The following is an 18,431-nucleotide window of genomic DNA, read 5'->3' on the forward strand; positions in this document are numbered from 1 at the left end:
TGTCAGGGCCGCACAAGGTGGCCCGGATGGCCCCCGGATTCAAGGGATTGGGGGCAGTTCCCCACGATTTACCGCCCGGAACGAAGACCGCCGCCCAGGCGAGCCGGAGCGGCGGCAGAATGGCGGCAGCCCTGGGCCTTTATTCCTGAAGCTGGCGCTTCAGCGATTCCACTTCCTCCGACAGCGCAGTGTCCTTGGAGACCAGCGCCTCGATCTTGCGCACCGCGTGCAGCACGGTGGTGTGGTCGCGCCCGCCGAAGCGGCGGCCGATCTCGGGCAGCGAGCGCAGGGTCAGGGTCTTGGCGAGATACATCGCGACCTGCCGCGGCCGGACCACGTTGGCGGTGCGGCGCGAGGACAACAGGTCGGAGCGGCTGACATTGTACTGCCGCGCTACCACGCGCTGGATGTCCTCGATCTTGATCCGCTTCGGCTCCTGCGGCCGCACCAGGTCGCGCACCTCGTGCTCGGCCATCTCCAGCGTCACCGGCCGGTTGTTGAGCTTGGAATGCGCCAGCAGGCGGTTGATCGCGCCTTCGAGATCGCGGCCGTTATGGGTGATGGTGCGCGCCAGATAATGCAGCACCTCCTCGGGCACCTCGAACGTCGCATGATGGGCGCGGGCGGCTGCGACGCGCGACTTCAGGATGCCGTGGCGCAGCTCTTCGCCGAGCGAGCCCATCTCGACCACGAGCCCGCCGGCAAGGCGCGAGCGCACGCGGTCGTCGAGGCTCTCGAGGTCGGACGGCGGACGGTCGGCCGCGATCACGACCTGGCGGCCCGCATCGATCAGCGCGTTCAGCGTGTGACAGAATTCGGCCTGGGTCGACTTGCCCTGCAGGAACTGGAGATCGTCGATGACGAGAACGTCGATGCCGCGCAGCGCTTCCTTGAAGGCCAGCGCCGTCTGCGTCTTCAGCGCGGCGACGAAGCCGTACATGAATTTTTCAGCGGTAAGATACAGCACCTTGCGCTCATTGCCGGAATTGCCGGCCCAGGTCACGGCCTGGAGCAGATGCGTCTTGCCGAGGCCGACGCCGGCATGGATGTAGAGCGGATTGAACATCACGGGGTCGCCGCGGCGTCCCTCGGCAACCTGCCGCGCGGCGGCGTGCGCCAGCGTGTTGGAGCGGCCAACGACGAAGCTCGCGAAGGTCAGGCGCGGGTCGAGCGGCGAGCCGCCGAGCGCGTCGTGATTGGCCGAGACCGGCGCGGTCGCAGTCGAGCGCAATTCCGGCGACGGCGCACGGCGCGCCTCGACCGGCGCGGGCATCTCCTTCGGCTGCGCCGAGGGGCGCACGGCGGACCGCACCGTGAGATCGATGCGATGCACTTCGGGCATCTCGGCCTGCCAGCACGACAGCACGCGTTCGGCATAATGGGCCTGGATCCAGCTCTTCAGGAACCGCGTCGGCACCGAGAGCCGCACGCTCTCGTCCTGCACGCCTTCCAGATCCATGCGTGCAAACCAGCTCGTGTAAACGTCTTCGCCAACGCTCGAGCGCAACCGACCCTTCACGCGTGACCAGCGATCCTGTTCCATTGTCATCGTCAGAAAACTTCTCTTGAGAGATTTAGTTGCGTGGTGAGCGCCATGCAGGGTTCCTGCCGGTCCCTGAACTGGCGTGACCTCGAGCGAGTCCATCGTCGGGCATGGCTCGACCGTTCGGCGCGAACGCCGCGGGTCGGATCAGCGATGTCAGAGATGGATGGGTCGCGAGGTCAGCGCGTACTCGGCGCTCCGTCACACGCGGGAGGCTGAATATCCGACGGAGCTGAAACGGCATCGTTGAAATGGGAAACGTGCTTCAATACCGCGTTGAGTCCGTAAGACATGATACCTCCCCGTCTTGCCGTGATCGCTCACGACAAGGTCCTGCGTGTCCTGAAGGCAACCGCGCCGTACTCCTGTCACGGATGCCTGCCCAATGTACTGGTCGTCCGCTCGACTTCGCCGCCTTGCGTGCCGGGTAGCTTTGCGATGCCTCTCATATGCGCATGGCGCGAGCGGGAAGATCCCGCTTGGAGACATTCAGACAACGAACTACCATGCCCATATTGCTATGGGTTTTGTACCGACATCACTTGTTGAAGCGTCGCCTACGTGCACACCGCCGCCGATCCGCACGTTCGCCCCGTTTCCTAAACCGCGCTGGTCTGAAGATCGTGGGCGCCGCTGACGACTAAGGAATACACTAAGCGAAAAGACTCGCAACGAAATTGATTCAGAGTTGAGGCGTCAAAAAACTTGACGTCGGTTAACGCGCGCACGTCTGTCCACAGGCTCGCGAAGCAAGTTTTTGGATTCGTGCACAGAATCGAGCATGCCGCGCGTGATGTGACAATTCTTCGCCATCGCCAAAATTTTTTTACAAATTCGTCACGCGCCCGACGTGCGGGCGAATTTTCCAAATGCTTGTCCCTGCTATGTTGATAAGTGATTATTGAGTCATCGCTTTTCGAGACTCTTTTTGCAGGGTAACTCCACGGTCAAACGCGTTCCGGTGAATCTACGGTGTGCAGAACTGCCTCCCGCCACGATTCAATTCGAGCCCGCAGCACAGGGGTTTTTGCAACGCAGTGAGTTTCCTCTGTTGCAGACCATCGGCCGGTAGAACTACGGTGCGAAGAATAACGCTGACGATGCAAATCGTCCGAGCGAGACAACAACCTCGCGCGACGGCTTGCGTGAATGATGCCAGCCAATAAAAAAGCCCGGCGCGATGCCGGGCTGTATCGATGTGCTGATCGGATCAACCGATCGATGTCTTCCGCGAGATCACCTCGCAAGAGGATCTCATGAGGTAACCTCGTGAGGTTAGTTCCGAGGTTACTTGGCGAGCTTGGCAATCTGCGCGGTGAGGCGCGAGACTTTGCGGCTGGCGTTGTTCTTGTGAATGATGTTGCGCTGGGCGGCGCGCATCAAGGCGGGCTCGGCAGTCGCGAGTGCCTTCACGGCAGCAGCGCGGTCGCCGGTCTTGATGGCTTCCTCGACGGTGCGCACCGCGCCGCGCATCTGGGTACGGCGCGACTTGTTGACGGCGGTGCGGCGGGCGATCTTGCGCGTCGCCTTCTTGGCGGAAGTGGTATTGGCCATGGTCTCAATGTCCTTTGCGGGTACCGGTCGCGTCTTGGTCGGATAGCGCCGGCTTGCTTGACCGCGTAATCGACGCTTGGATTCAGGGTGTTCGGTTGCTGGGCCATTCCTGGAACATGAGCGACGGCCTTGCGGCTGTCTCTGAGGCTCCACCGAGGCGTCAAGCTCGAATGAGTCTTGAAGATCGAGGTGCCTGCAACTGCTCAAAGAACAGCGGCGGCGGGATTGCGCCCACCGCCAATTGGCGCCCTTATAGAGAGGGTCTTTGTCACCGTCAACGCTCTCGGGGACCGAAATCCTTCCTTTGCAGGTCCGGATCTGTACCGTAACGCCCTGAAGAGGTTGAATTTCTGCCGTCGCCCGGCTATTGGCTGGCAACGTTTCGCAAGCTCGTCCGATCGGACGGCCATCGCAGGTGAGGCATGATCCGCGGCTTTTTCCGACTGATTGGGCTGTTGCTGCTCGCCGGCGGGTTCATCTTCATGGTCTATGACGGCGCCCGCTGGGTGGCCGACCAGACCCTCAAATTCACCCGGTTCGGCCAGTTCTGGAACGACATCAATCAAGCCAGTCAGGCGGCCTTCCGCACCTGGGTCGAGGCCAAGGCGCCCTGGCTCTGGACCTCGGTGATCCGCCTGCTGCTCGAGCAGCCGGTCTTCGCCGTCCTCGGCATTCTCGGCATCCTGCTGATGATCCTGTTCCGTCCGCGGAAACCGCTGATCGGCTATTCCCGGGATTGAGCCGGGAACTGGTGCCCGCGTGACACGGCTCCTCTTACGCTCCCCTGGAGGGGGAGGGTCGGCACGCGATCGAGCGAAGCGAGATTGCGTGACGGGGTGGGGTGACGGTCTCTCCACATCCAACAGTGCCCGAGTGGATAGATCACGCCACCCCGCTCGCGCTTCGCGCGATCCACCTCCCCCTCCAGGGGAGGGTGGCACAGACGCGGCCCATTCAACGCTTTATTAACCATAACCGGTGCATCACTTGAGCTGTCTCGTTTCGAGGGATGGGTCCGGTGCCGGTTGCACGCGCGTTTCGATGGTCGAACTTGGCGTCCTTGGCAGCGTCCGCCGCGCTCGTCCTCGGCGGCTGCATGCAGACGACCGGTCCCGTTGCGGTGATGCAGCCTCGTCCCGATCTCGATTCCATGGCCTATGGCCAGCCTTACCCTGCGCCGCAGCCGGTCGTGGTTGCCAACAACGGCGGCGGTGCCATCGCGGCGCTCAGCAACTCCTTTGTCGCTTCGCCTGCTCCCATCCCGATCGGCTACGCCGCGCCGATGGTGGTGCGCAATGGCGCCTCCTACCATCTCGACGCCGGCGACAAGCTGCGAGTCGTGGTCTATGGCCAGGAAGGTCTCACCAACAGCTATGCGATCGACGCCGGCGGCTCCATCACCATGCCGCTGATCGGCGCGGTGCCTGCACGCGGCCGCACCACCGCAGGCCTTGCCGCCGAGATTGCCGCACGGCTGCGCAACGGCTACATCCGCGAGCCGTCGGTGGCGGTCGAGATCGAGACCTATCGGCCGTTCTTCATCCTCGGCGAGGTTCTCGCGCCCGGCCAATATCCCTACGTGCCGAACATGACGGTCGAGAGCGCCGTTGCCATCGCCGGCGGCTTCTCGCCGCGCGCCAAGCGCGACATGGTCACCGTCACGCACACCGAGAACGGCGGCGCCATGCGCGCCGTGGTGCCGCTCGGCACCCCGCTCGCGCCGGGAGACACCGTCTTCGTCGGCGAGCGCTGGTTCTAGGTTTCAGTCCGACTCTCTCCTCGTCATTCCGGGGCGCGACGAAGTCGCGAGCCCGGAATCCATTCCTCGACCGGCTCTGACGCCCGATGGATTCCGGGCCTGCACCGCTTCGCGGCGCATCCCGGAATGACGGTGGAGAGAAGCGCGCGCCCTATTTCAAATGCTTCGCGAAAAAATCCATGCTCCGCGGCCAGGCGATGTCGGCGCTGGCCTTGTCGTAGCTGGCGCGCTCGTCGCAATGGAAGCCGTGCTGGGCGTTCGGATAGACGAAGACCTCCACCTCGGGCCGCTTCGCCTTGATGGCCTCGACGTCGGCGAGCGGAATGCCGGCATCCTTTTCGCCGAAATGCAGCTGCGTCGGCACCTTCGGCGTCTCGTCGGCAAAGCGCACCACCGCCCCGCCGTAATAGCCGATCGCGGCCTTCAATCCCGACAGCCGCGTTGCCGCGACGAAGGCGATGCTGCCGCCGAGACAGAAGCCGATGATGCCGACGGGGCCGGCGTCTTTCACCGCGTCGATCGCGGCCTGCGTGTCGCGCAGCATCGCGGTCCAGTCCGGATTGGCGACGAATTTGCGCGCCTCCGCGATCTCGTCGGGCGAATAGCCCGACTGGAAGTTCGGCGAGGTCCGGTCGAAGATCGACGGCGCGATCGCGACATAGCCTTCCTTCGCCAGCCGGTCGCAGACCGAACGGATGTGATGATTGACGCCGAAGATCTCCTGGATCACCACGACCGCGCCCTTCGCGCTGCCTGCGGGATCGGCGCGATAGGCGCCGAGCTGGAAATTGTCGGAGGCCGTCAGCTTGATGTCCTGTCCCACGCGAATTGTCCTTCTTCTTGATGGTCGTTAGTTGGGAATTCTAATCGCGCCACAATCTCGTCATGCCCGCGCTTGTCCCGGGCATCCACGTTCTTGGCGCCGCGCGAAGGATCGTGGATGGCCGGGACAAGCCCGGCCATGACGATGTGGCAACTTCAACGCAGGAAAGCGCGGAGGCGATTTCTCTACGACGTGAAGAACCGCACCTCACTCCCACATCCAGTTCTCGCCGTAATCTTCCTTCCATCCTGCCAGGCGTCCATGGCGGAATTGCAGGAACAGGCGATGGCGGTAGGGGATTAGGCCGCTGCCGCCGATGTTGCGCAGCGCGAGAAAGATTTCGCTGCCGGGACGCCCGCGCACATATTGCAGCGGCTGGCCCAGCGCGCGGGCGGTCTGTTCGGCGTCCATGCCGAAGGCGAGCGGGATGTTGTTCGACAGGGTCGTGACGAAAGGCTGCCGCGGCGGCCCGGCGCCGAACGGCTCGGCCTGCGCAGAGATCGACAGCAACATCGCGCCCGCAGCCAGCATCATCAGCTTCATTGCCTGTGTCCCTGCTCGATCGGCCTATGCCGGCAAGTTCTTCAGGAAAGGCGTGACCGCGTCAACAAAAGCCTGGGGCTGATCGATGTTGACGGCGTGCCCGGCCGCAGGGATCACGACCTTTTGTGCGCCGGGGATTTTTGCCGCCATGTAGTCGGACGCGGCGAGGAACGGGGTGTCGTCGGCGCCGACCACGATCAGGCTGGGCACCTTGATGTCGGGGAGCAGCTCGATCACGCGCGCATCGCGCTGGGTCAGCATCCCGCGCGCAGCGAATGCGAGGCCCCTGGCGTCGCGGTGGCTCGCGGTCGCACGCTCGCGCGTCGCCGATTTCAGGACGTCGAGACCTTCGCGGTCGAGCCGGTCGGCGGTGGCAAGCGCTCGCGCGTTCCAGGCCTCGCGCGCGTCGTCCTTCTTGAAGCCCGGGCCGGTGTCGATGATCAGGAGCGCGCGGGCGCGCTCCGGATGCGCACGATAGAACGCCAGCGACATGTAGCCCCCGAGCGAAAGCCCGCCGATGATGGCGCGCTCCGCGCCGACCGCATCGAGGATCGCCGCCATGTCGCCGACGGTCAGCGCTTCACTGTAGGCCTTGGGATCGTCGGGATAATCGGACTGGCCATGGCCGCGCATGTCCCAAAGGATCAGCTTGTGCTCCTTCGCGAGCGCGTCGACCTGTCCATGCCACATCGCCGAGGTCGAGGAATAGCCGTGCGTCAGCAGCAGCGGCGGCCCGCTGCCATGAACTTCATAGTAGATGTCGACGCTGTCGCGATCGATTTTCGGCATTGCTTCCCGCCCTTTCTTTTTTCTCGGTGTTTCACCCTCCCCTGGAGGGGGAGGGTCGGCACGTGATGGAGCGGAGCGAGATCGCGTGACGGGGTGGGGTGATCTCTCCACTCGGGCACTGTTCATCGCGGAGGGACCGTCACCCCACCCCGCTCGCGCTGCGCGCGATCGACCCTCCCCCTCCAGGGGAGGTAAGGATTGCGTACGACCGCACGTTAACGCGCCAAGTTACCTCGAAGAAACTGCCTGAATGCGATGGCACGCATGCCGAATGCACACGCTGTTGTGTCCAGCGACTGCGTCGCCCCCTTGGCGCGGCGCACAACGGGCGGGTGTGGCGTCCGTTTCTTCGACTCATTCCAAATTGCATTTGCCTCCGCGGCGGAACGCGATCATTCTCGCCGGCAAGGCTGGCGCCAGCCCGGTGGGCGCTGGCCATTCAAGTTGCCGCCGTAAGCGGCTTCATGCACCGGCAGGGGAAGACGCCTATGCCAACACTCACCATCAACGGGCGGAGTCTGTCCGTGGATGCGGCGAACGACACGCCGCTCCTCTGGGCGATCCGCGAGCAATTGCAGATGACCGGCACCAAGTTCGGCTGCGGTGCCGGGCTGTGCGGGGCCTGTACCGTGCACGTCAACGGCGAAGCGGTACGCTCGTGCCAGACGATGCTCAGCGACGTCGCCGGCAAGAAGATCACCACCATCGAGGGCCTGTCCGCCAAGGGCGATCATCCCTTGCAGAAGGCGTGGATCGCCGAGCAGGTGCCGCAATGCGGCTATTGCCAGTCGGGGCAGATCATGCAGGCGGCTTCGCTGCTTGCCAGGAATCCCAATCCGACCAAGGAAGAAGTGGTGGCGCATATGGACGGCAATCTGTGCCGTTGCATGACCTATTCGCGGATCCAGAAGGCGATCATGCGCGCCGCATCCGAGATGCGCACCGCCTCCACCACCTCCACCGAGCGGAGGCCCACATGAACAAGCATGTCAACAATGTCAATGCCGAGCCGATGGATCTCAGCCGCCGCTCCTTCCTGGTCGGCACGGCCGCAACCGGCCTCGTGCTCGGCTATGCCGGCTTGCCCGGCATTGGGTCGGCGACTGCCGCGCCCGCCAATTTCGAGCCCAGCGTGTGGTACGCGATCTCGCCGGAGGGCCTCGTCACGGTGACCTGCGGCAAGGCCGACATGGGCCAGCACATCGCCTCCACCATGGCGCAGATCGTCTGCGAGGAGCTGGGCGCGAAATGGAGCGACATGCGCGTTGCGCTCGCTTCCAACGATCCCAAGTTCAACGATCCCGTGCTCGGCGCGCAGATCACCGGCGGCAGCTGGTCGACCATGATGAACTTCGAAGCGATGAGCCGGGCCGGAGCGGCCGGGCGCATCGCGCTGACCGAAGGTGCCGCCGCCGCGATGGGCGTGCCGGCATCGGAGCTCGTGGTGCGCGATTCCATGATCGTGCATCCGAAGTCCAAGAAGCAGATGTCGTTCGCCGATGTCGTGAAAAACGGCAAGGCGACGAAAACCTTCACGCCGGACGAGCTCAAGGCGATCAAGCTGAAGACGCCCGATCAATACACCATGATCGGCGTCTCGGTGCCGCAGCTCGACATACCCTCCAAGACCAACGGCACGGCCAAATACGGCATCGACGTGATGCTGCCGGGCATGGCCCATGGTGCGCTGGTCACGCCGCCGGTGCGCTTCGGCGCCACGGTGAAATCGGTCGACGACAGCGCGGCGAAAAAGGTGCCGGGCTTCATCAAGGCCGTAACGCTGGACGACAAGACCGGCACGACGTCGGGCTGGGTCGTCGCCGTCGCCAGCACCTATGCCAACGCCAAGAAGGCGGCGCAGGCGCTGAAGATCGCCTATGATTCGGGACCGAATGCGAAGGTGTCGAGCGAGTCCCTGCTCGACGAGGCCAAGCGGCTCCAGAAGCTGGACGATTCCGGCCAGTTCTTCGTCAAGGACGGCGATCCCAATGCCGCCTTCGGTTCTGCGGCCAAGGTGGTGGAGGCGGAATACACCACCAGCATCAACATCCACGCGCCGCTGGAGCCGATGAACGCCACCGCGGAGTTCAAGGGCGATATCCTGCATATCTATTCGGGCAACCAGTTCGCGACGCGCTCCGGCGCGATCGCTGCGGGAGCTGCCGGGATCGATCCGAAGTTCGTGGTCATGCACCAGATGTGGCTGGGCGGCGGCTTCGGCCGCCGTCTCGATGCCGACATGATGATTCCCGCCGTGCAGGCGGCGAAGGCGGTCGGCAAGCCGGTGAAGGTGATCTATTCCCGCGAGAACGACATGACCATGGATTTCTCGCGTCCGCTCACCTACCAGAAGGTCAAGGCGGGCGTGGATGGCGATGGCAAGCTCATCGCGATGAGCCACGACGTGGTGTCGGCCTGGCCGACCGCGCGCTGGGGAATCCCCGATTTCCTGACGCCCTCGGTCGACAAGCGGGGCCCGCTCGATTCCTTCACGGTCAATGGCGCGGACTTCTTCTACACCGTGCCCAACCATTATGTGCGCGCGATCAAGAACGAGCTCGCGCATAATGCGACGCCCTCCGGCCAGCTTCGCTCGGTGGCGCCGGGCTGGACCTTCTGGGCGGTCGAAAGCATGATCGACGAGATCGCGGCGGCGACCGGCAAGGATCCGGCCCAGTTGCGCATCTCGCTGCTCGACGGCGCCGGCAAGAACGACGGCGGCGCGCAGCGGCTGCGCAACACGCTGCTGGCGGCGATGGGTCTGGCCGGCTACGGCACGCGCAAGCTCCCGAAAGGCGAGGGCATGGGCGTTGCCTGCGTGTCGTCGCAGGAACGCGCATCCGCGAGCTGGACGGCGTGCGTGGCTCACGTCGCCGTCGCGCCGTCGGGGGCGGTGACCGTGAAGAAGCTCACGGTCGCAACCGACGTCGGCACCCAGGTCCATCCCGACAACATCCGCGCCCAGGTCGAAGGCGCGGCGCTTTGGGGCCTGTCGCTGGCGATGTACGAGAAGGCGACGCTGAAGGACGGTGGCATCGAGCAGACCAATTTCGACGGCTATACGCCCTTGCGCATGAGCCAGACGCCCGAGGTCGCGGTCGCCGTGATCGCCAATGGCGAGAAGGCCACTGGCGTGGGCGAGCCCGCCGTGACCGTAGTCGCTCCCGCCATCGGCAACGCCATCTTCAACGCGAGCGGCGCTCGCGTCAGAGCGCTTCCGATCACGGCGGAGGCCGTGAAGGCGAGCATGAAGGCGTAAGGCGGACTGCGACTGCAGAATGAGACGTTCCGCCGGAGGGCAAACCTCCGGCGGAATCGTTGGAGCCACTTTCCGCCACGCCGACCGTCATGCCCGGGGCTCGTCCCGGGCATTGACGTTCTCCGTGTGCCACTCCGCCAAAGTCCGTGATGGCCAGGGACAGGCCCGGCCATGTCGGAGAAATTTCCCTTTGTTATCAATGCCCGTTCTACTGTGCATGGGGTTGTTTTCGATGGTCATGTTGCGCCCCGCCTCCGCGGCACTGCAAAATCCATCAAATTGCACCCGATTTCCCAAGGTTCCATTGAGCACGCCTCTTAAGACCCGGAGAACCTGATCCGACTTAGGCTGGCGCCAAATCCAGTCCCGCGCTTTGGGGAAGCCATGAACGCCTCAGCCAAACCCGCCGTCAAACGCCGGCTTTTGCTCGCCTCCGACCGGAGCGATGCGAGCAGCGAGCTCGCCAGCATCTTGAAGGCGGTCGGCGACGTCTCGACGGTGAAGACGGAGGATATCCCCGCCCAGCCGGCGCGCGATCTCTCCGGCCTCGTGGTCGACATCAACCTGCGCTCGCCCGAAAGCGTGCAGCGGGTCCGCAACAAGCTGCGCGGCGATGCCTATCGTTCGATGCCGCGTCTGTTCGTGCTCGCGGACGCCCTGCATCACGGCACCATGCAGGCCTGGGCGCTGGGGGCCACCGACACCATCGCAAGGCCGCTGCAGGCGGACGCCATCCTGCAGCGCGTCCGCGCCGCCTTCCCGGACACCGCCGCTTATGACGCGACCGATCGCGGCAAGACGCTCAACCGCGGCGTCGAGGCAGCGCACGCGGTGCTCACCAAGATGTTCGAGAAGCTGCCGCTTGGCACGCCGCTGACCTTCGACGACGTCGTCGCCGCCGAAAGCAAGATCCTCAAGGCGATCAAGCATTCCTCGCTGCGCGAATGGCTCACCACCGTCGGGTGCCATCATGTCGGCAGCTATCGCCACTGCCTGTTCGTCACCGGCTTCGCGGTCGCCTTCGCCCAGCATCTCGGCATGCGCGAGGACGACCAGCGCCGCCTGACCCGCGCCGCGCTGCTGCACGATGTCGGCAAGGCCTTCGTTCCCGCCTGGCTGCTCGACAAGCCGAGCAAGCTCACCGACGAGGAGCTGGACGAGGTCCGCCAGCATCCGCGCCGCGGCTATGACGCGCTCGCAGCGCAAGGCGGCTTCCCGCCGGAGATGCTGGATGTCGTGCTGCATCACCATGAATTCCTCGACGGCTCCGGCTATCCGAACGGCCTGTCGTCGAACCAGATCAGCGACATCGTGCGCCTGACGACGATCGTCGACATCTATGCCGCTCTGGTGGAGAAGCGGGCCTACCGCATGCCCTTCACGCATTCGCGCGCGTTCACGATGATGGAAGGCATGGGCGGCAAGCTCGACCAGCAATTGCTGCAGGCGTTCCGCCCGGTGGCGCTGGGGTCGTTCTGACAATCTAATCCGTCATTCCGGGGCAACGCGTAGCGTTGAACCCGGAATCTCGAGATTCTCAGGTGCGCAAGTGCGCACCAGAGTTCGATGCTCCGCATCGCCCCGGAATGACAATCCGTCACCCCACCATCTTCCGCAGCTCCGCCTTTGCCACCTTCTCCAGCGTCGAGCGCGGCATGTCGTCGACGAGCCTGATTTCGCGCGGCACCTTGAAGTCGGCGAGGCCTGCGCGGCAGGCTTCCAGCACGCGATCGTGCAGATCTGGCGCGGCGCCCGCGGTGCCGCCTTGCGGGATGATGAAGACCACGGGCACCTCGTCCAGCATCGGGTGCGGCTTCGCCACCACGGCGGCCTCGCGCACGCCCGGCACCACCGCGATCACCTGCTCGATCTCGGAGGCCGCGACGTTCTCGCCGCCGACCTTGAGCATGTCCTTGGCGCGGTCGCCGAACTTGATGAAGCCGTTCTCGAGACGCTCGACGCGGTCGCCGGTGAGGAAGAAGCCGTGCTCGTCGAAACTCTCGCGCGTCGCCTTCTCGTTGTGCAGATACTCGGCGAACAGCGACAGGCCCGGGATGCCCTTGATTGCGAGATTACCGGTGCCGCCGACCGCGGTCGGCCGACCGTCGTCGTCGGTGATGCGGATCTGGTACTCGGGCGCGGCCCGGCCGATCGACATCGGGATGTTGGGCTGATCGACCTCGCCGACGATGCCGTGGGTGATGGTCTCCGTCATGCCCCACCAGCCGATCATCTTGATACCGAAGGCGGCGAAAGCCGGCGGCTCGTTGATGGCGGTGCCCCAGAGCCGGAATTTGTGGTCCTTCGGGATCTCCTGCTCGAGCAGCGCCTTCATGCAGAACGGAATCGTCGAGGTCCAGGTCGCGCCGTGCTCGCGCGCGACGCCCCAGAAGCGGCTGGCGGAGAAGCGCGGCTGGATCACGCAGGTGGCGCCGACCCACAGCGTCGCCAGCATGGAATAAGCCAGCGCGTTGGTGTGGAACAACGGCAGATACGCCTGGTGCACGTCGCCGGCGTGGAGGTCCTCGTGCGCGGCGTTGATCTTGGCGCCCCACAGCGCATTGGCGTGGGTCCACAGCACTGCCTTCGGCCGCGACGTCGTGCCCGAGGTGTACTGCACGCTGCATGGCGCGAGCGGATCGGTCGCTCGCCTGGGGCGATCGGCGCTGTCGGCGAACAGTGACTCGAAGCTGTCGCCGCGCGAGACGCTCCGCACAGGCGCCATGCCGGCGTCGTGCGAGGTCACGGCCATCCAGCTTATATTGCGGCAGTTCTGCGCAACGATCTCCGCATAGGCCGGCTGCGTGATGGCGGCGACCGCGCCGCAATGATCGGCGAAATATGCGATCTCGGCCGGCGCCGAGCGGGTATTGGTGGTGACCGCGATGGCGCCAAGCTCGACACAGGCAAACCAGGCCAGCATCGCCTCGATGCAATTGTCGAGATGAATGAGCACATATTCGCCGGGCTTGACGCCGCGCCTGGCCAGCCCCGCCGCGAGCGCGCCGACCTGCTCGTGAAATTCGCCATAACTCCAGCGCCGCGCCGGCGCATCGAACGGCGCCCAGATCAGGAACGGATGATCACGCCGGACCTCGGCGCGCATTTTGAGCAGCCAGGGGACGTCGAGCCCGTCGAACGGGCCCACGATTCCGGTGGCGGTCTGTTGAACTGGCATGGCTCCTCCCGTGCAGCCTGCATCTTGCTGGCGGCTGCCTTTTGATTATTGCGTCTTCCTGCCACCGGATGGCGCGGGACGCAAATCGCAGCAAGCTTGATGCGTAACCCTTTCTCCTCCGTCATGGCCGGGCTTGACCCGGCCATGACGCCTTGCTGCACGAAGAACATGGATGCCCGGGACAAGCCCGGGCATGACGACCAATTGGCTGCGAGGGCGCGTCTCAATCCTCGTACGACGAGATCTCGATCAGGCTCCCATCGGGATCCCGGCAATAGACCGAGCGCAGCGTGCCGCGGGCGCCTTGCCGCGGGCCCAGTCCGGCCTCGATTGCGACGCCATGTGCATTCAGATGCGCCACCACCTCGTCGGGTGTGGCCGAGGTGAGGAAGCAGAGATCCTCGGAGCCGGCGGTGGGGTGGTCGGCGGTGAACCATTCCACTTTGTCGGCATCGCGTTGCCGGACGTTGATCCTCTGGTTACCGAATTGAAGGAAAGTTCGCGGCGCTTTGCCGCCGCCGGGATCGAACACCTTGACTTCCATTCCGAGAATCTTGCGGAACCACTCCGCGGTCGCCGCGACGTCGCGGGCATTGATCACGAGATGATCCAGGGCGTGAACCTTGACCATGTTCTCATCCTTTCGTCAGCATGCGTCCCGCGCACTTTCCGCACTCCGCAAGCTTTGTTACAACCGCGCCGGCCTGACTTTAAAGCTGTCGAACTTTCAAGAACAACGACTTTCAAGAACAACACTGGGAGAACCCTCGAGATGATCACTCGCCGTACCGCGCTCGGCCTGCTCGCCGCCAGTCCGCTTGCAGCCAGCCCGCTGTCGAAGGCCCTTGCCGCAGATTATCCGGCCCGCCCGGTGAAATGGGTGGTCGGCTATCCGCCGGGCGGCGCCACCGACATCCTGGCGCGGTTGATCGGCCAGAGGCTCTCGGAAAAGCTCGGCCAGCAATTCGTGATCGAGAACAAGCCGGGCGCCGGGAACAATATCGCCACCGAATCGGTCATCAACGCGGAGCCCGACGGCTACACGCTGCAGCTGGTCAACCCGGCCAACTACATCAACGCCTCGCTCTACAAGAATCTCAAGTTCAACTTCGTGAACGACATGGCGCCGGTCGCCTCGTTCCAGCGCGTGCCCAACGTGATGACCGTTGGCAAGGACGTGCCGGCCAAGACCGTCGCCGAGTTCATCGAATACGTGAAGGCCAATCCCGGCAAGGTGAACATGGCCTCCTCCGGCAACGGCACCTCGGTGCATCTGTCCGGCGAGATGTTCATGGCCATGACCGGCTGCAAGATGCAGCACGTGCCCTATCGCGGCGCGGCGCCTGCGATCACCGACATGCTCGCCGGCCAGGTGCAGGTGATCTTCGACAACATGCCTTCGATCATCCAGCACATCCGCTCCGGCTCTTTGCGCGCCATCGGCGTCACCACCACCGAACGGTCGCCGCAGCTACCCGACGTGCAGCCCATCGCCGACACCGTGAAGGGTTATGAGGCCAGCGCGCTGTTCGGCATGGGCGCGCCCAAGAACACGCCGAAGGACATCATCGCCAAGCTCAACGCGGAGGTCAACGCGGTGCTCAGGGAGCCCGACATGGCCAAGCGCCTGGTCGAGCTCGGCGGCGAGCCGCGGCCACAGACTCCGGAAGCGTTCGGCGAGGAGATCAAAGCCGAGACCGAGAAGTGGCGGAAGGTGGTCGAGTTCGCCGGCCTGAAGGTCGAGTAGGCCGATAGCAACCTTGCGGCCTTGCCGGCGTTCTCCGGGAAGACTTCATTCGTGAAGCGTCGGACAAGGAGTACGAAGATGCGCAAGGCTTTGCTCGCAACGATCGCGCTGGCTGGATTGGGAGTCGGCAGCCTTGCCGGCATCGGTCCAGCCGCCGCTTATGATTATCCCTGGTGTGCTCAGGGACAAGGTTACGGCTACCCCGGTGAATGCTCCTACAGGACCCGGCAACAATGTCAGGCCAGCGTCTCCGGACGCCTTCTGACCTGTGGGATTAATCCGCGCACGGCCTATAACCAGCAGGGCCCTGCGCGGCGGTATCGGCACGACCCCTACGCGCCCTATTAGGACGCGACCCGGCTCCACGATCCGGACAAAGTGACTTGACGCGATCCGGATAAAGGCGACGCTCTGTCCTCGTTGGCGGGAGGATGGGGCGTGAGCAGGATTCAATTCGTTCTGGCGGGGCTGGCTGCCATCTGGCTCGCAGCCTTTGCAGGCCCTGCGCCGGCCGCGGCCCGAGACTACCCCTGGTGCGCCCAGGGCGGCGAGTATGGCTATCCCGGTGAATGCGCTTACAGCAGCTACGAGCAATGCCAGGCCAGCGTGTCCGGCCGGCTCTTGTTCTGCGACCGCAATCCGCGCTTCGCCTATGGCCACGCCCCGGCGCAACCGCGGCCGCAGCGGCGCGCCCGGCCCGTTGCTCCGTATTGAGGGCGAACCGGTTTCGTAGCCCGGATTGCGCTGCGCTCCATTCCAAGCAAGAAAGGCTGGCCGACGCTACCGCTTGGCGTCGGCTTGTTCCGTGCCGATACACGAGATCAGCATCGTGTAGGCACGGGCGTTCGCGGCGATCTCGGCGGCCTTCAGTTCGCCCTTCGGCTCTGCGGTCTGGTAGCGCACCACGGAATTGTCGAGGAAGTCGCGCAGCGCGCCGGTCTTGATGGCGAAGTTGATGTTCTCGGTCAGCTGCCCGGTCTCTTTGATCATTCTGAGCGCGTTGAGCTTGGCGACGACGACGCCTGCTACTTGTCCGGACATGTCGAACAGCGGGCCTCCACTGTTGCCCGACTGGATTGCCGCGCTGATCTGCAGGCGTCCCGTGTGATTGCGGAAGCCGCTGAGCGAGCTGACAATTCCCGTGGTCACGGTCAGGTCGGAGGAAAGATAGCCGTGCAGCGGGAAGCCGATGGCCACCACGGAATCGCCGGAGTGCATCGAGCGGTCCCGAATCCTGGCGAAGTCCTTGAACGATGCCGTCGCCGGCGCTTGCAGCAGCGCAAGGTCGTTGGTCGCGTCGCTGGAGACGACGCGCAGGACCATGGCGGCCTCTCCGGCGAGATTGCCCTTGATGTCGCCGGTGCAGCTGTCGATCACGTGACTGTTGGTGACGATATGTCCGTTGGGACTCACCACGAAACCGGTCCCTGTGAAAGTTCCGGTTCGAGCCGGTTTGGCAGGAGGCGTACCCTGCTTGTCGTTGGCCATTGCCGGCTTGGCCGCACCCTTGGTGAAGTCGCCGGCCTTGTCGAGACCGTCGGCCTTCACTCTCGTGACGCAATTGGCCAGTGCGGCGATGACCGGCCCGGTCGACGTCAGATCGAAGTTCAGAACGGTGCGGCCGGCGGTCGCCACCATCAGGCTCGCCTTCTGAAACGTCCGCACGACATTGAGCGGCATGACGGCCGTGAGCATGTTGGGCTGATACGCCGTCGCGTACAGTCTGGCCTGCTCCTGGCCATCGAAGGTCACGTCAATGGCGGCGTTCTCGCCCTTGTTGAAGCTGTAGCCGGGACTTGCAAAGGCCAGCAACCACGTGCCGGCGGAATTCTGGCTCACGACCAGGATGACGCCGTTCGCATAGGGCGATGTGGCGGCGCAATGCGAAAAGGCGCCGGTCTCATCGTTGCTGAACGCGCCCCCGATCCAGTTACCGATCTTGAGGCTGCCAAAGGGGCCTTTCGCATCGGCGGTGCCGGCGAAAGCCAATTGTGACAACAACGCAACGGCAAGCGACTTCAACCACATACCAGCCCCCGGGAACGCTCTTGCCATCTTATCCGTGAGGGCAGGCGAGGCGCAACCGTCAGTTGCTGGCCCCGACTTTCATCCTGCAGTCGCAACTTTCGGCCTTGAATTTACTTTGCGATGCCGTAAGCTTTGCAATACAAAGCAGCGGGGGCGGGCCGTCCGTCCCGACAGATGGGTGGAACGAGGTTTGGCGTTGCCGATGCGCGATCTCGACAAGGCGCTGGCCGATATCGTGGCGATCCGCAGTCAGATCGCGGCCGGCACCGCCTTCCGCGGCTACGGTCCGGCGACGATGGCGGCGACCGGTACCGTCGCGCTCGTCACCTCGGTGCTGCAATTCTGGCTGCTGGATGATCCCACCGGCGAGCCGCTCGGCTTCTTCATCGGCTGGTTCATGGCCGCCGTGGTCTCGGTGCTGGTGATCGGCATCGAGATGCGCGCGCGCTCGCGCCGCCATCATTCCGGTCTCGCCGACGCCATGATCCATCAGGCGGTCGAGCAGTTCCTGCCGGCGGGCGTTGCCGGCGTGCTGCTTGCGGTTGTGATGTGGAAGTTCGCGAGCGAGACGCTGTGGCTGCTGCCGGGCCTGTGGCAGATCCTGGTGTCGCTCGGCATTTTTGCCTCGGTCCGCTCGCTGCCGCGCACGGTCGCGCTCGCCGGCGCCTGGTATTTCGTGTCCGGCTTCGCGGTGCTGGTGCTCGCGAGCGGAACCCACACGCTATCGCCATGGACCATGGGACTGCCTTTCGTGATCGGGCAATCGGTGATGGCGGCGATTCTGCATTTCGCGTCCGGAGACAACGATGTCGAAGACTGACAGCGCACCCTTCTCCTATGAAGGGCTCGACCGCGTGATCCACGAGAAGGCGAGGCTCGGGCTCCTGACGTCGCTGATGGCGCATCCCAAGGGCCTCGCATTCGGCGACCTCAAGCAGCTCTGCGGCCTCACCGACGGCAATCTCAGCCGGCACCTCGCCGTGCTCCAGGAGGCAGGGCTCGTCGAGGTGACCAAGGGCTATGAAGGCAACCGCCCGCACACCACCTGCCGCCTGACCAAGGCCGGCCGCCGCCGCTTCCTCGATTACCTCGCCGTGCTCGAGCGGCTGGTGCGCGACGCGGCCAAGGCCGCCGGCCGCGAGGCTTTGCCACTCGGCCGCCTCGGCATCGCCTCGACTTGATCCGCCCCCCTTTTTGACCGGAGACTT

At 64.5% G+C, this 18,431-nt stretch carries 18 protein-coding genes; 10 read left to right on the forward strand and 8 right to left on the reverse strand.

Going from position 1 to position 18,431, the window contains the following annotated elements; all coding sequences use genetic code 11:
• Positions 1-139: 139 nt before the first annotated feature.
• Both dnaA and rpsT read right to left on the reverse strand, forming a co-directional pair.
• Positions 140-1,549: a chromosomal replication initiator protein DnaA gene (dnaA, locus tag AC3WLX_RS24970; RefSeq protein ID WP_291629967.1), complete on the reverse strand. Its 1,410-nt coding sequence runs from the start codon at positions 1,547-1,549 to the stop codon at positions 140-142.
• A gap of 1,281 nt (positions 1,550-2,830) precedes the next feature.
• A complete protein-coding gene (rpsT, locus tag AC3WLX_RS24975) occupies positions 2,831-3,097 on the reverse strand; it encodes a 30S ribosomal protein S20 (RefSeq protein ID WP_035704405.1) in 267 nt (88 codons plus the stop codon).
• Positions 3,098-3,519: 422 nt separating this feature from the next.
• Between rpsT and AC3WLX_RS24980 the strand changes: the two genes are divergently transcribed.
• Complete coding sequence (locus AC3WLX_RS24980) at positions 3,520-3,837, forward strand: hypothetical protein (protein ID WP_291629963.1); 318 nt, start codon at positions 3,520-3,522, stop codon at positions 3,835-3,837.
• Positions 3,838-4,115: 278 nt separating this feature from the next.
• A complete protein-coding gene (locus tag AC3WLX_RS24985; RefSeq protein WP_492337989.1) occupies positions 4,116-4,856 on the forward strand; it encodes a polysaccharide biosynthesis/export family protein in 741 nt (246 codons plus the stop codon).
• A 151-nt stretch (positions 4,857-5,007) separates the two neighbouring features.
• Here AC3WLX_RS24985 and AC3WLX_RS24990 read toward each other — a convergent pair whose 3' ends face one another.
• From AC3WLX_RS24990 to AC3WLX_RS25000, 3 genes are all read right to left on the reverse strand, one after another.
• Positions 5,008-5,679, reverse strand: coding sequence for a dienelactone hydrolase family protein (locus AC3WLX_RS24990; RefSeq protein ID WP_492337990.1), 672 nt, complete (start codon positions 5,677-5,679; stop codon positions 5,008-5,010).
• 207 nt (positions 5,680-5,886) lie between these two features.
• Positions 5,887-6,222, reverse strand: coding sequence for a hypothetical protein (locus AC3WLX_RS24995; protein WP_492337991.1), 336 nt, complete (start codon positions 6,220-6,222; stop codon positions 5,887-5,889).
• 24 nt (positions 6,223-6,246) lie between these two features.
• The gene (locus AC3WLX_RS25000) at positions 6,247-7,011 is read right to left on the reverse strand and encodes an alpha/beta fold hydrolase (protein ID WP_492337992.1); all 765 of its coding nucleotides are present in this window, start codon (positions 7,009-7,011) and stop codon (positions 6,247-6,249) included.
• A 488-nt stretch (positions 7,012-7,499) separates the two neighbouring features.
• Here AC3WLX_RS25000 and AC3WLX_RS25005 point away from each other — a divergent pair, with 488 nt between their 5' ends.
• From AC3WLX_RS25005 to AC3WLX_RS25015, 3 genes are all read left to right on the forward strand, one after another.
• A complete protein-coding gene (locus tag AC3WLX_RS25005; protein ID WP_492337993.1) occupies positions 7,500-7,991 on the forward strand; it encodes a (2Fe-2S)-binding protein in 492 nt (163 codons plus the stop codon).
• A complete protein-coding gene (locus AC3WLX_RS25010; RefSeq protein ID WP_492337994.1) occupies positions 7,988-10,270 on the forward strand; it encodes a xanthine dehydrogenase family protein molybdopterin-binding subunit in 2,283 nt (760 codons plus the stop codon). The genes AC3WLX_RS25005 and AC3WLX_RS25010 overlap by 4 nt, the downstream gene beginning before the upstream one ends.
• A gap of 384 nt (positions 10,271-10,654) precedes the next feature.
• Positions 10,655-11,749, forward strand: coding sequence for an HD-GYP domain-containing protein (locus AC3WLX_RS25015; RefSeq protein ID WP_492337995.1), 1,095 nt, complete (start codon positions 10,655-10,657; stop codon positions 11,747-11,749).
• A gap of 118 nt (positions 11,750-11,867) precedes the next feature.
• Here the strand turns inward: AC3WLX_RS25015 and AC3WLX_RS25020 are convergent, their stop codons facing one another.
• Positions 11,868-13,448, reverse strand: coding sequence for an AMP-binding protein (locus AC3WLX_RS25020; protein WP_492337996.1), 1,581 nt, complete (start codon positions 13,446-13,448; stop codon positions 11,868-11,870).
• Positions 13,449-13,671: 223 nt separating this feature from the next.
• Positions 13,672-14,079: a VOC family protein gene (locus AC3WLX_RS25025; RefSeq protein ID WP_492337997.1), complete on the reverse strand. Its 408-nt coding sequence runs from the start codon at positions 14,077-14,079 to the stop codon at positions 13,672-13,674.
• 141 nt (positions 14,080-14,220) lie between these two features.
• Here AC3WLX_RS25025 and AC3WLX_RS25030 point away from each other — a divergent pair, with 141 nt between their 5' ends.
• The 3 genes from AC3WLX_RS25030 to AC3WLX_RS25040 all read left to right on the forward strand — a co-directional run bounded on the left by AC3WLX_RS25030 (position 14,221) and on the right by AC3WLX_RS25040 (position 15,909).
• Positions 14,221-15,195 carry a Bug family tripartite tricarboxylate transporter substrate binding protein gene (locus AC3WLX_RS25030; RefSeq protein ID WP_492337998.1) on the forward strand — a complete coding sequence of 325 codons (975 nt, stop codon included), beginning with the start codon at positions 14,221-14,223 and terminating at the stop codon, positions 15,193-15,195.
• Positions 15,196-15,273: 78 nt separating this feature from the next.
• Entirely contained in the window at positions 15,274-15,543 is a 270-nt protein-coding gene (locus tag AC3WLX_RS25035) for a DUF3551 domain-containing protein (protein ID WP_492337999.1), read from the forward strand.
• Positions 15,544-15,642: 99 nt separating this feature from the next.
• Complete coding sequence (locus AC3WLX_RS25040) at positions 15,643-15,909, forward strand: DUF3551 domain-containing protein (protein ID WP_492338406.1); 267 nt, start codon at positions 15,643-15,645, stop codon at positions 15,907-15,909.
• Between the two features lie 66 nt (positions 15,910-15,975).
• Here AC3WLX_RS25040 and AC3WLX_RS25045 read toward each other — a convergent pair whose 3' ends face one another.
• On the reverse strand, positions 15,976-17,223 hold the full coding sequence (locus AC3WLX_RS25045; protein ID WP_492338000.1) for a S1C family serine protease: 1,248 nt from the start codon (positions 17,221-17,223) through the stop codon (positions 15,976-15,978).
• Positions 17,224-17,425: 202 nt separating this feature from the next.
• On the opposite strand from AC3WLX_RS25045, the gene AC3WLX_RS25050 reads away from it, so the two are divergent.
• The gene (locus AC3WLX_RS25050) at positions 17,426-18,043 is read left to right on the forward strand and encodes a hypothetical protein (RefSeq protein ID WP_492338001.1); all 618 of its coding nucleotides are present in this window, start codon (positions 17,426-17,428) and stop codon (positions 18,041-18,043) included.
• Positions 18,030-18,404, forward strand: a complete 375-nt coding sequence (locus tag AC3WLX_RS25055) for a transcriptional regulator (RefSeq protein WP_291618711.1) — start codon at positions 18,030-18,032, stop codon at positions 18,402-18,404. Before AC3WLX_RS25050 ends, AC3WLX_RS25055 begins: the two co-directional genes overlap by 14 nt.
• The last annotated feature ends 27 nt before the right edge of the window (positions 18,405-18,431 follow it).

Source organism: Bradyrhizobium sp. FW305-F6 (genome assembly GCF_058782905.1).

Excerpts from the sequence above, each read along its gene's own strand:
- dnaA (WP_291629967.1), bottom strand. The coding sequence starts at position 1,549 with ATGACAATGGAACAGGATCGCTGGTCACGCGTGAAGGGTCGGTTGCGC.
- rpsT (WP_035704405.1), bottom strand. The coding sequence starts at position 3,097 with ATGGCCAATACCACTTCCGCCAAGAAGGCGACGCGCAAGATCGCCCGC.
- AC3WLX_RS24980 (WP_291629963.1), top strand. The coding sequence starts at position 3,520 with ATGATCCGCGGCTTTTTCCGACTGATTGGGCTGTTGCTGCTCGCCGGC.
- AC3WLX_RS24995 (WP_492337991.1), bottom strand. The coding sequence starts at position 6,222 with ATGAAGCTGATGATGCTGGCTGCGGGCGCGATGTTGCTGTCGATCTCT.
- AC3WLX_RS25000 (WP_492337992.1), bottom strand. The coding sequence starts at position 7,011 with ATGCCGAAAATCGATCGCGACAGCGTCGACATCTACTATGAAGTTCAT.
- AC3WLX_RS25005 (WP_492337993.1), top strand. The coding sequence starts at position 7,500 with ATGCCAACACTCACCATCAACGGGCGGAGTCTGTCCGTGGATGCGGCG.
- AC3WLX_RS25010 (WP_492337994.1), top strand. The coding sequence starts at position 7,988 with ATGAACAAGCATGTCAACAATGTCAATGCCGAGCCGATGGATCTCAGC.
- AC3WLX_RS25015 (WP_492337995.1), top strand. The coding sequence starts at position 10,655 with ATGAACGCCTCAGCCAAACCCGCCGTCAAACGCCGGCTTTTGCTCGCC.
- AC3WLX_RS25020 (WP_492337996.1), bottom strand. The coding sequence starts at position 13,448 with ATGCCAGTTCAACAGACCGCCACCGGAATCGTGGGCCCGTTCGACGGG.
- AC3WLX_RS25025 (WP_492337997.1), bottom strand. The coding sequence starts at position 14,079 with ATGGTCAAGGTTCACGCCCTGGATCATCTCGTGATCAATGCCCGCGAC.
- AC3WLX_RS25030 (WP_492337998.1), top strand. The coding sequence starts at position 14,221 with ATGATCACTCGCCGTACCGCGCTCGGCCTGCTCGCCGCCAGTCCGCTT.
- AC3WLX_RS25035 (WP_492337999.1), top strand. The coding sequence starts at position 15,274 with ATGCGCAAGGCTTTGCTCGCAACGATCGCGCTGGCTGGATTGGGAGTC.
- AC3WLX_RS25045 (WP_492338000.1), bottom strand. The coding sequence starts at position 17,223 with ATGTGGTTGAAGTCGCTTGCCGTTGCGTTGTTGTCACAATTGGCTTTC.
- AC3WLX_RS25050 (WP_492338001.1), top strand. The coding sequence starts at position 17,426 with ATGCGCGATCTCGACAAGGCGCTGGCCGATATCGTGGCGATCCGCAGT.
- AC3WLX_RS25055 (WP_291618711.1), top strand. The coding sequence starts at position 18,030 with ATGTCGAAGACTGACAGCGCACCCTTCTCCTATGAAGGGCTCGACCGC.